This window comes from Pandoraea commovens (assembly GCF_024704525.1).
GTDB classification, from domain to species: domain Bacteria; phylum Pseudomonadota; class Gammaproteobacteria; order Burkholderiales; family Burkholderiaceae; genus Pandoraea; species Pandoraea commovens.
In genome coordinates, this window is sequence record NZ_CP102780.1 from 1,342,627 (window position 1) to 1,357,562 (window position 14,936).

The 14,936-nt window shown below is 62.6% G+C and carries 10 protein-coding genes; 2 read left to right on the plus strand and 8 right to left on the minus strand.

Annotation, left to right across the window (positions count from 1 at the left end; all coding sequences use genetic code 11):
• The first annotated feature begins 231 nt into the window (after positions 1-231).
• Entirely contained in the window at positions 232-2,043 is a 1,812-nt protein-coding gene (locus tag NTU39_RS06615) for a GGDEF domain-containing protein (protein WP_257959531.1), read from the plus strand.
• Positions 2,044-2,119: 76 nt separating this feature from the next.
• Here the strand turns inward: NTU39_RS06615 and NTU39_RS06620 are convergent, their stop codons facing one another.
• The 3 genes from NTU39_RS06620 to NTU39_RS06630 form a co-directional block, all read right to left on the minus strand.
• Positions 2,120-3,736 carry an APC family permease gene (locus NTU39_RS06620; protein ID WP_150665221.1) on the minus strand — a complete coding sequence of 539 codons (1,617 nt, stop codon included), beginning with the start codon at positions 3,734-3,736 and terminating at the stop codon, positions 2,120-2,122.
• A gap of 411 nt (positions 3,737-4,147) precedes the next feature.
• Positions 4,148-5,599: an NAD-dependent succinate-semialdehyde dehydrogenase gene (locus NTU39_RS06625; protein ID WP_246184653.1), complete on the minus strand. Its 1,452-nt coding sequence runs from the start codon at positions 5,597-5,599 to the stop codon at positions 4,148-4,150.
• Positions 5,600-5,879: 280 nt separating this feature from the next.
• Entirely contained in the window at positions 5,880-7,430 is a 1,551-nt protein-coding gene (locus NTU39_RS06630; RefSeq protein WP_257959532.1) for a UbiD family decarboxylase, read from the minus strand.
• Positions 7,431-7,998: 568 nt separating this feature from the next.
• On the opposite strand from NTU39_RS06630, the gene NTU39_RS06635 reads away from it, so the two are divergent.
• Positions 7,999-9,054: a lytic transglycosylase domain-containing protein gene (locus tag NTU39_RS06635; RefSeq protein ID WP_257959533.1), complete on the plus strand. Its 1,056-nt coding sequence runs from the start codon at positions 7,999-8,001 to the stop codon at positions 9,052-9,054.
• A gap of 159 nt (positions 9,055-9,213) precedes the next feature.
• Here NTU39_RS06635 and NTU39_RS06640 read toward each other — a convergent pair whose 3' ends face one another.
• From NTU39_RS06640 to ribBA, 5 genes are all read right to left on the minus strand, one after another.
• Entirely contained in the window at positions 9,214-11,013 is a 1,800-nt protein-coding gene (locus NTU39_RS06640) for a hypothetical protein (protein ID WP_257959534.1), read from the minus strand.
• 343 nt (positions 11,014-11,356) lie between these two features.
• A complete protein-coding gene (locus tag NTU39_RS06645) occupies positions 11,357-12,559 on the minus strand; it encodes a pyridoxal phosphate-dependent aminotransferase (RefSeq protein ID WP_373275365.1) in 1,203 nt (400 codons plus the stop codon).
• A 38-nt stretch (positions 12,560-12,597) separates the two neighbouring features.
• A complete protein-coding gene (gene nusB / locus NTU39_RS06650; RefSeq protein WP_039400328.1) occupies positions 12,598-13,050 on the minus strand; it encodes a transcription antitermination factor NusB in 453 nt (150 codons plus the stop codon).
• Positions 13,050-13,565 (minus strand): 6,7-dimethyl-8-ribityllumazine synthase, encoded by a 516-nt coding sequence (gene ribH, locus NTU39_RS06655; protein WP_150665215.1) that lies wholly within the window; start codon positions 13,563-13,565, stop codon positions 13,050-13,052. The genes nusB and ribH overlap by 1 nt, the downstream gene beginning before the upstream one ends.
• A 123-nt stretch (positions 13,566-13,688) precedes the next feature.
• Positions 13,689-14,810: a bifunctional 3,4-dihydroxy-2-butanone-4-phosphate synthase/GTP cyclohydrolase II gene (ribBA, locus tag NTU39_RS06660; protein ID WP_150665214.1), complete on the minus strand. Its 1,122-nt coding sequence runs from the start codon at positions 14,808-14,810 to the stop codon at positions 13,689-13,691.
• Positions 14,811-14,936: the final 126 nt, after the last annotated feature.

Genomic DNA, 14,936 nt, shown 5'->3' on the forward strand with positions numbered 1-14,936 from the left:
AGACTTCATCGGGGCACATCGAAGCAAAGATGCCCCCGGTGCGTAGGAGTGTGCCCGACACATGCCCGCATAACGTACAGCTGTTTGCATGATGCCGGCGCGCCGCACCGACTTACGGAGTCTCAGTTGAACCCTCTCCCGCCTGCCGCAGTTGCCGGGATACGTCCGCAGGATCGCTTTGACGCTCCCGCGACAGCGCGCGACGCGCAGCCAGCTTCCGCTCTCTCTACCTTGCCCTCCGCTTCCACTCCCTACGTCGAGCCCGACGAAGCGTCGCTGCTCGCCGAGTTGTGCGAAGGCATCGGCCTGACCTGCGTGTTCCAGCCCATTGTCGATTTCCGCACGTCCGAAGTCGCGGGTTATGAAGGTTTGGTGCGTGGGCCTGCGGGCACATCGATTCATTCGCCGATGGCGCTGTTCGCTGCGGCGCGGCGTCACGGCGTGAGCGGGCCGCTCGAACTCGCCTGTCGACGTACGGTGCTGCGCGGGTTTGTGGAGCAGGACCTGCCTGAACGTCTGTTCCTGAACATCGGTCCGGTCACGCGTGCGCACCCCGGCGGTGGCGTGAGCGAATCGCTCGGTCTGGACGAGACGTTCGCCATGCTTCAGTCGTTTCGGCTCGCGCCGGAGCGCGTCGTGCTGGAGCTTACCGAACACGCACCCACGCTGGACCTGGCGAGCACGCGCGCGTCGCTTGCCGCCTACCGTGCGCTAGGCTTCGAAGTGGCGCTCGACGACATGGGCGAGGGCTATGCGAGCCTGCGCTTGTGGTCGGAACTGAGACCCGATTACGTCAAGATCGACCGGCATTTCGTCGACGGCATCGATGCCGACACCGTCAAACTTCAGTTTGTGCGCTCGATGCGCCAGATTGCGGAGACGAGCGGCACACGCGTCATTGCAGAAGGCATCGAGCATGCCGAGGAACTTCAGGTCGTGCGCGATCTGGGCATCTTTCTTGGGCAGGGGTATTTCATCGCGCGACCCGAAGCGCAGCCGCAGCGCGCCATCACGGCGAACGTGCAGGAAGTGGTGAACGAGCGTCGTGCTTACGTCCATCAGCAACCGAGTCAGTTGGGGGCGGGGAATGTGACGCTGGAGCGCATTGCATCGTACGTGGCTCCCGTCTCGCCGGACACGCGCAGCGAGGATGTTGTGGCGCGCTTCGAGAGCGATCCTGCGCTGGAAGTGCTGCCGGTGGTGGAGCGCGAGCGCGCCGTCGGGCTGATTGGACGGGCGTCGCTGATCGGGCGCTTTGCACGACCGTTCACGCGCGAGTTGTACGGACGCAAGCCATGCTCGGCCGTGATGGAGCCGCGACCGCTCACGTTCGATAAGGCGGCGCGCGTCGAGGATCTGAGCCGGATGATTGCCGAAGGGGCGAGCCGTCAGATCGCGGCCGGTTTCATCGTCACGGATCAGGGGCGATATTTCGGTGTGGCGCAGGGGCACGCGCTGATGCGTCACATCACCGATATGCAACTGGATGCGGCGCGCTATGCCAACCCGCTGACGCTACTGCCGGGCAACGTGCCTATCGACGACTACATGGATCGCATGATCGGGGAGCGTCAATCGTTCCACGCCTGTTACGTCGATCTGGACAACTTCAAACCGTTTAACGACGTGTTTGGCTATCGTCGCGGCGACGACCTGATTCAACTGGTCGCGCGCGTGTTGATGGCGGTGCGCAATCCCGAGCGCGATTTCCTCGGACACATTGGCGGCGACGACTTCCTGATTCTGTTTCGCAGCCCCGATTGGGAGGCCCGTTGCCGCGAAGCGCTCACGCGTTTCGGCGAAGCGGTGACGGAGTACTTCCACCCGGATCAGATCGCGGCTGGCGGGTTCGAGGCGGAGGATCGTCGCGGCATGGTCATCTTCCATCCGATCACGAGTCTGTCGATTGGCGTGGTCGCGGTTACACCGGAGAGCTTTCCGTCACACGTGGAAGTCTCGGCTGCTGCTGCCGATGCCAAGAAGATGGCCAAGCGCGCGCTCGGCAACAGTCTGTTCATCGAACGCCGTCGGGCGCATCGGTAAGCCGGTTGGCGGCGCTTCGTCACAATATAAAAAAGCCCGCCGATTGGCGGGCTTTTCGTTTGAAGCACTCTAGAACTTAGTGCGACAGCGCGGGCATGCCTTCCATGCTGGCGGCGTCGTTTTCACGCTCTTCCGACAGGTACGGCGTGCGCCAGCCAGCCTTCACGCCCCAGTGATAGAACGCGAGCGACAGCACCGCCACGATGACCATGTCCCAGCCGTAAGGCAGCAGACCGAGGCCGCCGAATTCCTTGCTGCCGATGTACGAGCAAAGCGCCATGCACGGCAGATAACCGATCAGCCACCACGAGGCCTTGAGGTCGCGTCCGAAGCCTTGCCAGTTGTCCTTTGCCTGATAGTAGAAGTACACCGGCAGCGCCACGACCACCAGCACGATGATCTGGCCGGTCAGCGGCCAGCGGGCCCAGTACAGGATCAGCGAGGCGCAGACGAACGCGAACGGCGCGATCAGCGACAGGCCCGGCAGGCGCAGCGGACGATGCATCTCCGGTGCCGAACGACGCAGAGACATCACGCTGATCGGGCCGGTGAGGTACGAAATCACGGTCGCCACCGAGATCACGGCGGCCAGCGAATCCCAGCCGCGGAAGAAGAACATGAAGATGAACGAGATCGCGAGGTTGAACCACATCGCCTGACGCGGCACACCGTACAACGGGTGCACACGACCGAAGATAGCGGGCAACGTGCGGTTGCGTTCCATCGCGTAAATCATGCGGCTCGTGGTGGCCATGTACGTCGTGCCCGTGCCGCTCGGGCTCAGGAACGCGTCGAAGTACAGCACGATCGCCAGCCAGTTCAAGCCCAGCGCAATCGCCAGTTCGGCAAACGGCGAGCTGAAGCTCACCATGTGCCAGCCGCCCGCGAGTTGCTCCGGCGAGAGCGCGCCGATGTACGCGACTTGCAGCAACAGATAGATGACGGTCGCGAGCAGGATCGAGCCGACGACCGCAAACGGAATGCTGCGGCCCGGATCGCGCGCTTCGCCCGCGAGGTTCACGGGACTTTGGAAGCCATTGAACGCGAACACGATGCCGGACGTGGCGACGGCGGTCAGCACTGCCGACATACCGTTCGGCGCGAAGCCGCCATGCTCGGCGATGTTGAAGTTGCCGGGATGGAAGCCAGCAATCATCAGACCGGCGATGGTCAGCGCGGGAATCGCGAACTTGAAGAGCGTGATCGCCGTGTTGGCGCGTGCGAACAGCTTCACGCCCCAGTAGTTCAGCATGAAGTAGACGATCACGAGCAACGCGGATAGCGCCAGCCCGCTCGTGGTGAGCGTGCCGTCCACGAACAAGGCGTGCGCCCAGTCGTACGGCCACGTGCTCATGTACTGGATCGACGCTTCGGCTTCGATCGGAATCACCGACACGATGGCGATCCAGTTGGCCCACGCGGCGATAAAGCCGACGAGACTGCCATGCGAGTACCGGGAGTAGCGCACCATGCCGCCCGATTCGGGGAACATCGCGCCGAGTTCGGCGTACGTCAAGGCAATGGCGAGAATGACGATAGCGCCGATAAGCCAGGCGAGTAGGGCCGCCGGTCCGGCAATCTTGGCGGCTTTCCAGGCACCGAATAGCCAGCCGGAGCCGATGATCGAGCCGAGACCGGTCAACATCAGGGCGAACGGCCCGATGTTGCGCATGAGCGATTGGTTGTTATCCATAGATGTCTTCTCCACGCCCGGGGGGTACAACGCAGACGCCCGCAAGGAGCGGGGGATGCATTGCGCGAGGGCGGACACGGTCGTCAGGCCGTCGCCATCACGAGGAGCATGACGGCGCAGGGGGAGGCGCTGACGGACGCGACTTCTGTTGATCGGCTTCGCGAGACTGCACCGGATTCCAACGGGGGTGCCGCAATTGGCGTATGAGACGACCGAATTGGGGTCGGAGTCGCGGTTCGCGAAAAAAAGCGCGATTCTACCCGAGCCGGGCCGCCTCTGTGGGACTTTGTAACGTTTCCACGATGGCGTCCGGTTCGGCGACGTTAGGTCGAAATGCGCGCAACCCAGTCACGGCGCGGCTCACGCCGTGGGAAAGCAACTATTACAAATTGTTAAAGGGTCAGATGAATTTCACATCCCGGCGAGACAGAGATACTTCATCTCAAGGTACTCGTCGATGCCGTATTTCGACCCTTCACGGCCCAGTCCGGACTGCTTGACCCCACCAAACGGTGCGACTTCGTTCGAGATGAGGCCGGTGTTGATGCCGACCATGCCAGCCTCGATGCCCTCGGCCACGCGCCATACGCGGCCTACGTCGCGCGCGAAGAAATACGACGCCAGTCCGAAGTCCGATGCGTTGGCCAGCCGGATGCCGTCGGCCTCGTCCTTGAAGCGGAAGACGGGCGCGACCGGGCCGAACGTCTCCTCCTGTGCCACGAGCATGTCGGCGCTGGCATCGGCCACGACGGTCGGCTCGAAGAACCGGCCGTGCAGCACCTTGCCGCCGACGGTGACGCGTCCGCCCTTGGCCACAGCGTCCTCGACATGACGCTCGACCTTGGCGATGGCGGCATCCTCAATGAGCGGGCCGATCGCCACGCCCGGCTCGAAGCCATTGCCCACGCGCAGGCGGCTCACCGCAGCGGTGAGCTTTTCGACGAAGGCGTCGTAGATCCCGTCTTGTGCGTAGATGCGGTTGGCGCAGACGCACGTTTGTCCTGCATTGCGGAATTTGGATGCGATGCAGCCTTCGACGGCGGCATCGACGTCGGCGTCGTCGAACACCAGAAACGGCGCGAGGCCGCCGAGTTCGAGTGCCACCTTCTTGATGGTGGACGCGCATTGCTCCATCAACTTCGCACCGACCGGCGTCGAGCCCGTGAAGGAGAGATGGCGCACGCGCGGGCTGGACGTCAGCACGTTGCCCACGTCCGACGAGTTTTTCGACGTCACGACATTGAACACGCCCTTGGGCAATCCGGCGCGGTTGGCCAGTTCGGCCAGAGCCAATGCAGACAGTGGGGTGAGACGGGCCGGTTTGACCACGATGGTGCAGCCCGCGGCGATGGCTGGCGCGATCTTGCGCGTGATCATCGCGATGGGGAAGTTCCACGGCGTGATCGACGCGCACACGCCGATGGGTTGTTTGAGCATCAGCAGGCGCTTGCCGCCTTCGGGTGAGGCGAGCACGTCGCCGTCAATACGTTTGGCTTCCTCGGCGAACCACTCGATGAACGACGCGCCATACGCCACCTCACCCTTGGCTTCGGCCAGCGGCTTGCCTTGTTCGGCCGTCATGATGGCGCCGAGGTCGTCCTGCGCCGCCATGATGAGATCGAACCAGTGACGCATGATGCGGGCGCGTTCCTTGCCGGTCTTGCCGCGCCACTCGGGCAGCGCGGCTTCGGCGGCGACGAGTGCGCGCTCGGTCTCCTTCGCACCGAGATCGGCGACTTGCGCGATTTCGGCGTCGGTGGCCGGATCGCTGACCGCGAAGGTGGCGTGGGAGTCGGCTTGCGTCCAGTCGCCGTCGATGTAGGCGTTGGACTTGAGCAGGTCGGGATCTTTGAGGCGGGCCAGCGCGGGATGCGATCTGGCTGACGCATGGGGGGCGTGAGAAGCGCGGGAAGTGGGGGATGAGGACACGATTAGCTCCTTTCGATGACCGGTCGGTGCGCTCGGGGGGAGGTCGCGCCGACCCGGGGGACGGAAACGGATACGGCTTATCTGTCTTTCGGGTGCCAGCTTACTCCATTGATGGAGAAGGTTCGTGACGCGCAGGGTGCATTGCGCGCAAACACAAACGCCGGCAGCCCGATGGCCGCCGGCGTTCGGTATGACGCAGGATCAGTGGCTCGTTTTACAGGCCGAGATCCTTATATAGAGCAGCCATGCGTGCGTCGACGTCGGCGGTCATTTCGATCGGACGCCCCCACTCGCGCGAAGTTTCGCCCGGCCACTTGTTGGTCGCGTCGATCCCCATCTTCGAGCCCAGCCCGGCCTTGGGCGAGGCGAAATCGAGATAGTCGATGGGGGTCTGGTCGACGAGCGTCGTGTCCCGTGTCGGGTCGACACGTGTCGTGATCGCCCAGATGACCTCCTTCCAGTCGCGGATATCGACGTCTTCGTCCACCACGACGATGAACTTCGTATACATGAACTGGCGCAGGAAGCTCCACACGCCGAACATCACGCGTTTGGCATGCCCCGGATAAGCCTTCTTCATCTGGACGATGGCCATCCGGTAGCTGCAACCCTCGGGCGGCAGATAGAAGTCGGTGATTTCCGGAAATTGCTTTTGCAGCAGGGGCACGAAGACTTCATTCAAGGCCACGCCCAGGACAGCCGGCTCATCGGGCGGTTTGCCCGTATAGGTCGAGTGATAGACGGCGTTGCGGCGCATCGTGATGCGCTCGATCTTGAACACCGGGAACCACTCCTGCTCGTTGTAATAGCCGGTGTGATCGCCGTAGGGGCCTTCGAGCGCGTGTTCATAACCGGCGGTTGCCCCCCGCGAGGGCGGCGGCGGTGCGCCTTCGGGCACGACAGGCGGTTGTTCGGACGGGTAAATAAAGCCTTCCAGCACGATCTCGGCGCGGGCGGGCACGCGTAGCGACTCCAGTCCGGGCGTCACGCACTTGGCCAATTCCGTGCGGCTGCCGCGCAGCAAACCAGCAAACTGATACTCGGAGAGCGTGTCGGGGACGGGCGTGACCGCGCCGAGCATGGTCGCCGGGTCGGCACCGAGGGCGACGGCAATCGGGAACGGCTTGCCCGGATTCGCTTGCGCGAACTCGCGGAAATCCAGCGCACCGCCGCGATGGGCGAGCCAGCGCATGATGACTTCGTTGCGGCTGATGACCTGCTGACGATAGATGCCGAGGTTCTGACGTTTACGGTGCGGGCCCTTGGTGATGACCAGTCCCCACGTAATCAGCGGCGCAGCATCCCCGGGCCAGCAGGTCTGGATCGGCAGGCGGGAGAGGTCGACGTCATCGCCTTCCCAGACGATCTCCTGACACACCGGGCTACCGACTTCTTTCGGAGCCATGTCCCACACGGCCTTGGCCATGCTGAGCAACTTGCCTGCGTCCTTCAGCCCGCGCGGCGGCTCGGGTTCCTTGAGCGTCGAGAGAAGGCGGCCGATATCGCGCAGCGAGCCGAGGGCGTTCTCGCCGTCCTCGACACCCATCCCCAGTGCCACTCGTTCAGGGGTGCCAAACAAGTTAGCCAGCACGGGCATGTCATGACCGGTCGGCCGCTCGAACCACAGGGCCGGGCCGCCGGCTTTGAGTACGCGGTCGGCCAGCGCTGTCATCTCAAGCACCGGAGAGACCGGCACGTCTACGCGACGAAGCTGGCCGGATCGCTCCAGTTGCGCGGTGAAGTCACGAAGATCGAGATATTTCATGAAACAAACCGTTACCAAAAATTTTTACGAAATTCATACGTCCGGATCGAACGGGCGTTTGAATCGCGTAAAAGTCGGGGTGACACCCTTGTAAACGCGGGGTGGGGCAGGGCATTTTACCGGCCAAGGCAGTAAAACGTCACGGCAAAACAGGTGTTACAAATTACTTTTGGTAATGATTTTGACTGTTAATAGTATTGACGGTTTATATATCACTGCTACAATCCGCCCGTTGAATCCAGAAAGGCGGCTTCGATGACGGGTAGGCCGACCCGCTCGAGCTTAGCGACAACTACAACATCGACGTGGATTTTCAGTGGCTGGTTTTCTCACCGAGGTCGGGAAACCAGTGTTTTAGGAAGCAGCGCGAGCGATAGCTCGTCAGCGCCAGAGACCTGAACAGGTCGGCGCGCTGCGGCGGTAGCGGCATCGTCCATGACAACACGATGCACCGCCTCTTTCCATATGCCGTAAGTAAGCGCTTAACGGGATGCCTGGCGGGCATACCGGCTTACTTCCTTACGCCCCGGGGCCACCCCGTGGTGACGGCGTAACCGGAGTACGTAGTATGAAGAAGTCTGGTTTATCACCCTGGCTACTGGCCGTGTTCGGTGCGCTTCGCGCGCGCGGCGCGGCAACGGTAGCCGTGGCTCGCCGCGATTGGCGTCGCCTTGCCTGGCACGGCGGTCGTGTTGGACTGTATACGTCCAGCGCGGTCGGTCTGGTTGCTGTGGTTGGCACGCTGGCGCTGTGGGCCCGACCGACGTGGCGCGCCGATATGGCGTCGCGCGTGGGTCCGTTGCTTGAGGCAGCCACCGGTACGGCCAACGCGGCCGGCCAGGGCGCCAACGGCGGCATCGTTGCACAAGGCACAGCATCGGATTCGACGATGATGGCGCAAGCGGCGCAGCACGTGCCGTCGGCCGCTGTCCTCGCCGCGTATATTCCGAACCAGCGTGTGGCGGCCGATGCGCGCGCCACCAAGGCCCTCGATACGCGCGAGCAGATCGCCGTTGCCGACTATCTCGCACGCCGCTATCGCGTGGCGGGCGACGTGACGGGTAACCTCGTGCGCGCGGCTTATTCGACGGGCAAGGAAGTCGGACTCGATCCGCTGTTGCTGCTCGCCGTGATGGCCATCGAATCGGGTTTCAACCCGTATGCCGAGAGCACCGTCGGTGCGCAGGGCCTCATGCAGGTCATGTCGAAGGTGCATCAGGACAAGCTTGAATACTTCGGCGGTCCGGAAGCTGCGCTGCACCCGCTGGCCAATATCAAGGTCGGTGCCCTGATCCTGAAGGAATGCATCGCACGCGGCGGTTCGCTCGCGGGCGGTCTGCGTCTGTACGTCGGATCCACCAGCGCCGGTGACGGTGGCTACGGCGCCAAGGTGCTCGCCGAGCGCGATCGTCTTCGTGGCGTGACCATGGGACGCAAGGTCTCGCCGAACGAGCCGCAAGCGCCGGTGATCGTCAGCTCGGCCAAGCCGGTGGCCAAGCCGGTTTCGACCGGCAAGCCGGTCGACTCGACGGAATCGGCCCCCGCGCCGGCAGCGTCGACCTCGAACGGCAAGGCGGCTGCGGCTGCCAAGCCGCTCGAAGCGGACGACAGCACGGCAGCCTGACCGGGTCGGCACCAGCCGACGACCTCGCGATGCGCCACGGCCGGCGCATCCATCGGCCTGCGAGGCTATCTATATAGATAGCCTTCGCAACGGCCAACAAAACTCCCTCCAGATGACCCCGGTTTCAGCAAGCCGTCAGGTCTCCCACTGTTCCAAACTTCATTCGAGTTTCCCGAAGCGTGCTTTTGCGATCTGGCGGGCGAGTGCCGTTCTAGTTTCCAGCGTGTAGACGTCGTAGCCGCGCATGATGTCGCTCGCCCTGCCATGGAGGACTTCGGCAGTGCTCGATACGTGCTTGTGGTACGTATCCAGCAGTGCTTTCGGTATTACGCCGTTCGTGCCCTTAAACAAAGGATGCGAGACGAGGCGCTCGACGGCCTCAGGGTAGGTGCACAATGCCATCGAAGCGCCATATCCCCCAATCGGGGAGCCGCTGGCGAACGCGTCGCCGACCAATATCGTGTTGCTTCTCGCCGCGACGTTCGCACTGAGCAGTTTCACGTCGATGTCACCCGAGTAGAACTGTCGCGTGCCTTCATCCATCCGTAGTCGGATTGCACCTCCAGCAATGACGTGCTTCTGCGCAGCTTCCATTCTCACGCGCGTTTCCTCTTCTCCCGGTTTTTCGTTCGTCGGCGCGTAAATCCAAACCATTGCCAGTGACTGATCGCTTTGCTCGATGTATCCCGTGACGGTTAGTTGGAACGGATTGCTGTGCGTATCGACGACCTCGAACCCGCCCAGTCGTCGAGGGCCTTTCGAAGATTGGACGTAGTTGCGCTGACGCCAGCTTTCGTTCGGGGCGACCATGGCTAGTGCGCCGCCGATGACTTCTTGATTTTTGCTTTGCGCGCCTTCGGCGATGCAGATCAGATCGACCGGAAAATCCGGACGAACTGATTCACCGCCGATCTTCAGCACCGGGACAAATCGGTCGTCTCCGATGTCGCCTTGTTGTAGTTGTACTTCTGCCTGCACGATGTCGATGCCCGGCTGAGCCGCACAATAATCGTTGAGTCCCGTTTCAAAGTCCATCACTTGAGCGGCCACGAGACTCTCGGTACGCATTCCTTCCGGGGCTCCGAGTCGCCAATCATCCGGCTTCACTGCGCCGATGAGCTCATCACTGGGAAACGCGAGGTCGAGATAGGACGCGTCGATGGTTACATTCTGTTTGTCGCTATCGCTGGCCGCCTTCGATTCCTGGGCATCGAGGTAGGCGGAAATACCACCATTGGTGCGCTTTAATTGAGGAAGCATGCTGGGGAGGCCATCTGACGATGCGACCCACTCCATAAAGCGGTGCTGCCGTTGAATATTGCGTGTAAGCATGTCGCCGTTGCACTGGATCTTATTTTTCATGACGGTGAGTAACTGCTTGTCGCGCATCGCACGCAGCAAGCCGCTGGTCGTCGGCGCAGCGCCTCCCACTGCTTGATCCGGTGCGAGACGGGCTAGGGAGAAGATGGCATCCTGCTTCAGCGCAAGAATGTTCTGGCGGCTGTAGCCATCACGCTTCTCGACGACAAGTACGTTGAAGCCTTGTCTGGCGAGCGCGAGTGCCGCCGCGTAGCCGCTAATGCTGCCACCGGAAACAATGGCCACGGGCCTATCCGAGACCGTCTTGTCTGCCCCGAACTTCGAAAGCAGGGCGCGAACGGCCGCAGGTGTCGCCTCGACGGTTACTTTCAGTGGATAAGGTGTGGGATGTACGGGAGGGAGGAGCGTTGGGGGCGAAACGATCTCCTCGCCATGTAGGTCGACTTGCGAAGGCATCGAACCGAGGTCCGCGATGGAGTCTACGTGTGATGACGCCGCTGCGCTCACGCCAATGGCCGCTGCATCAACGGAGCCATGCACCGTCCCGCCATCATGTATATCAGGTGTCTGACTGCTCCCGCATTCAGCGAATGACGTCAGGTGGGTGACCGCAGAGCACTGCGTCAGCGGCTGAATCATGATTCATCTCCTGAGGGGGGAACGTTCCGGTCGGATAACGCACGCGTTCGATGACGTGACGGGAGATTTTGAATCACCTATCGTGGTGCCTTGTCGAGCGACGGACGGATCGGGACTGCGCTGAACGAATTCGCGATTTTTGGGCGAACGGCGGGGACGGCGGTTGGAATGGCCGAGAGACGGGCAGGAATTGATTCAACAGTGGCCAACGACATTGTCGGCCATCGTGTTAGGAAAGGCGGAATGTGCGACGGCGTAACTCAGCCGTTGTAGCGGAACGGGGCGAAGCGCCGGAGAGGACGCGTCAGTGACGCAAGGGGGGCGTCATATATCAGGCGCTGGCTCAGCCTGCGGAGAAGACCTTATCGATCCGGTCCATCGCTTCGCTCAATTGTTCGAGCGACGTGGCGTACGACAAGCGGATGTACTGGCGCGGCTCCGCAAACCCGAAGTCGAGGCCGGGCACCAGCACGACGTCGGCCTGCTGGAGCAGCGCTTGCGTGAGACGGTCGCTGTCACCAGCGTGCGCATGCGGCACACCCGTGCAGTCGGCGTAGACGTAGAACGCACCATCCGGCATGACCGGCACCTTGAAGCCCAGACGCTCCAGCGCGGGGACAACGTAATCGCGACGTTGGCGGAACGCTTCCTTGCGGGTTTCGTAAATCGCCAGCGTTTCGGGGAGAAAACATGCCGTTGCAGCGTGCTGTGCCACCGCCGACGGGCAGATGAACAGATTCTGCGAAAGCTTCTCGAACGTCGGCACCAGAGACGGTGGCACCACCAGCCAGCCAAGACGCCAGCCCGTCATGTTGAAGTACTTCGAGAAGCTGCTCACGACCAGCACGTCGTCGCCGAAGCTCAGCGCGGTCGTCGGCTTGCCGTCATAAGACAGCCCCTGATAAATCTCGTCGACGAGCGTGAAGCCGCCACGCGCGCGCACCGTCTTCACGATGCGTGCAAGTTCGTCGGTCTCGATGGAAGTGCCCGTCGGATTCGACGGCGACGCCAGCAGTACGCCCTTCGTCTTCGGCCCCCAATGGGATTCGATGCGCTCGGCCGTCAGCTGGAAACGCTCCGCCGGACCCGACGGAATCAGCACCGGCTTGCCGTCGAACGTCGACACGAAGTGACGGTTGCACGGATAGCAGGGATCCGGCATCAGCACTTCGTCGCCCACACCCACGAGCGCGGCACAGGCCAGTACAAGCGCAGCCGAAGCACCGGCCGTCACAACGATGCGCGACGGATCGACGTCCACCCCGTAAAAACTACGGTAGTAGCCGGAGATGGCTTCGCGCAGCGCGGGAACGCCCATCGCGCTGGTGTATTGCGTCCGACCGTCGCGCATGGCTTTCGTCGCGGCCTCGATGACCGCTTCGGGGGCCGTGAAATCCGGCTCCCCGATCCCCATGTGGATCACATGGTGCCCCGCCTTCTCGCGTAACGCGGCCTGCTTGGCCAACTCCATCACGTGAAAAGGGGCGATGTCGTCGACACGTTGCGCCAGTGTCAGCGCGGAGGCGAGGTTGGGCATGCGGTCCATATCGGGGGGAGGACGGGGGACTTACGTAAGTTGGAACGTCAGGCGCTCTTGCCGCGACCGCCGTTGCGGTTAGCTGCGACTTCCGCCGGGCGAACCTCGGCGGCGAACTTGTCGAGCACGCCATTCACGAAACGGTGACCGTCCGGTCCGCCGAACGTCTTCACGACTTCGACCGCCTCGTTGATCACCACACGGTACGGCACGTCCTGAAGATGAATCAGTTCGTACGCACCCGCGATGAGCGCGGCATGTTCGATCGGCGACAGCTGGGCTGCCGGACGGTCCAGATGCGGCTGGAGTTGCTCCGACAGGGCGTCGGCCTCGCGGATGCTGCCGTACAGGACAGCTTCCAGCAGGGCCTGATCCGCCTTGTCGTAGCCAGGGGTGGAGCGCAGGTGAGCATCGATCTCACTCGCGTGGCCGCGCGAAATCAGCCATTGATACACTCCTTGCAGCGCAAATTCGCGCGCGCGGCGCCGTGCACTCTTCATTACCGATCTTCCTCTTCTTCGTCTTCGTCTTCATCCTCTGCATCGTCGCCACTCAACATGTCGATGGCTTCGAGCAGATTGGCCATTTCCACCGCCACGCGAGCCGCATCGCGGCCCTTCTCGGCGGCGCGCACTTCGGCCTGTTCGTCGTTTTCGGTCGTCAGCACCGCGTTGGCGATGGGAATACCGAAATCGAGACCGATGCGCGTAATGCCGGCGCCGCTTTCGTTCGACACCAGCTCAAAGTGATACGTCTCGCCGCGGATCACCGCGCCGAGCGCGATGAGCGCGTCGAACTGGCCGCTTTCGGCCATCTTCTGCAATGCCAGCGGAATTTCCAGTGCACCGGGCACCGTCACGAGCAGCACGTCTTCGCCGTCGACGCCCAGGCGGTCGAGTTCGGCCACGGCTGCCGTGCGCAGTGCGGTGCAGACCGCGTCATTGAATCGTGATTGCACGATGCCCACGCGCAGGCCTTCACCGTCGAGTTCCGGCTGGTATTGTCCGATTTCCATAATGGGCTTCCTCAAAAAAGTACCGTCCAGGCGGTGCTGCCAACGTGATGCCGGCATGCCCGAGACAGGCAATGCTCGGCAAGATGACGCCCCGTCACAGACGGGACGCCGATACAAGGTAACTCAGGCAGTCGCGGCGCCGGGCATCGGTTGGAAACCGGTGACCTCAAGGCCATAACCTGCCATGTTGGGAATCTTGCGCGGGCTCGACAGGACTCGCATTTTACCGACACCCAGCTCACGCAGGATCTGCGCGCCAACGCCGTGCGTACGGAAGTCCACCGGGCGGCGCTTCGCGCGTGCCGCCTTCTCGGTTTCGTCGAGCGCTTCGAACTGGTTGAAGAGATGCTCGGGCGTCTCGACGCAGTTCAGCAGCACGACCACGCCTTTGCCCTCTTCGGCAATCGCCTTCATCGCACCGGCCAGCGTCCACGAGTGGGTCGACACGCCGGTCTCAAGCAGGTCCATCACCGACAGCGGCTCGTGCACGCGCACCAGCGTCTCTTCGTCGGGCGAAGGCACACCGCGCACCAGCGCCAGATGCGGATTGCCGCTCGGCTTGTCGCGATAGAGCGTGGCCTGGAAGGGGCCCCATGCCGTTTGCATCTCGCGCGACGACACCGTCTCGATCATCGATTCGGTACGGCTGCGATAGTGGATGAGATCGACGATGGTGCCGATCTTGATGTTGTGCTGCTCGGCGAACTCCAGCAACTGCGGCAGACGCGCCATCGTGCCGTCGTCGTTCATGATCTCGCAGATGACGGCCGCAGGCGTAAGACCGGCCATCGCCGTCAGGTCACAACCGGCTTCGGTGTGACCGGCGCGCACCAGCACGCCACCGGGCTGCGCCATGATCGGGAACACGTGACCCGGCTGGACGATATCTTCGGGACGGGCGTCGCGCGAAATCGCCGTCTTCACCGTATGGGCGCGGTCAGCGGCGGAGATGCCCGTGGTCACGCCTTCGGCCGCTTCGATCGACAGCGTGAACGCCGTGCCGTACTGCGTGCCGTTGCGATACGTCATCAGCGGCAGGTTGAGCTGCTTGCAACGCGCTTGCGTGAGTGTGAGGCAAATCAGGCCACGACCGTACTTCGCCATGAAGTTGATGGCTTCGGGCGTTGCGAATTCGGCTGCCATGACCAGGTCGCCTTCGTTTTCACGATCTTCCTCGTCAACGAGGACAACCATGCGGCCGGCCTTGAGCTCGGCAATGATTTCTTCTGTAGTGGCCAACGGCATAGCGGCAACGCGGGGCTCAATTTGGAAAGGCTCTATTCTACGCCAAGCCGGTGCGCGGCTGCGTCCGATCTAGCGCATCGGACAACGGAAAGACGTCAATACAAAGGTCTTGACCTAAGTAATTGC

Bases quoted from the DNA above. Each gene is read 5' to 3' on its own strand.
- NTU39_RS06640 (WP_257959534.1), bottom strand. From the start codon at position 11,013: ATGATTCAGCCGCTGACGCAGTGCTCTGCGGTCACCCACCTGACGTCA.
- NTU39_RS06635 (WP_257959533.1), top strand. From the start codon at position 7,999: ATGAAGAAGTCTGGTTTATCACCCTGGCTACTGGCCGTGTTCGGTGCG.
- ribH (WP_150665215.1), bottom strand. From the start codon at position 13,565: ATGGAAATCGGACAATACCAGCCGGAACTCGACGGTGAAGGCCTGCGC.
- NTU39_RS06630 (WP_257959532.1), bottom strand. From the start codon at position 7,430: ATGAAATATCTCGATCTTCGTGACTTCACCGCGCAACTGGAGCGATCC.
- ribBA (WP_150665214.1), bottom strand. From the start codon at position 14,810: ATGCCGTTGGCCACTACAGAAGAAATCATTGCCGAGCTCAAGGCCGGC.
- nusB (WP_039400328.1), bottom strand. From the start codon at position 13,050: ATGAAGAGTGCACGGCGCCGCGCGCGCGAATTTGCGCTGCAAGGAGTG.
- NTU39_RS06620 (WP_150665221.1), bottom strand. From the start codon at position 3,736: ATGGATAACAACCAATCGCTCATGCGCAACATCGGGCCGTTCGCCCTG.
- NTU39_RS06645 (WP_373275365.1), bottom strand. From the start codon at position 12,559: ATGGACCGCATGCCCAACCTCGCCTCCGCGCTGACACTGGCGCAACGT.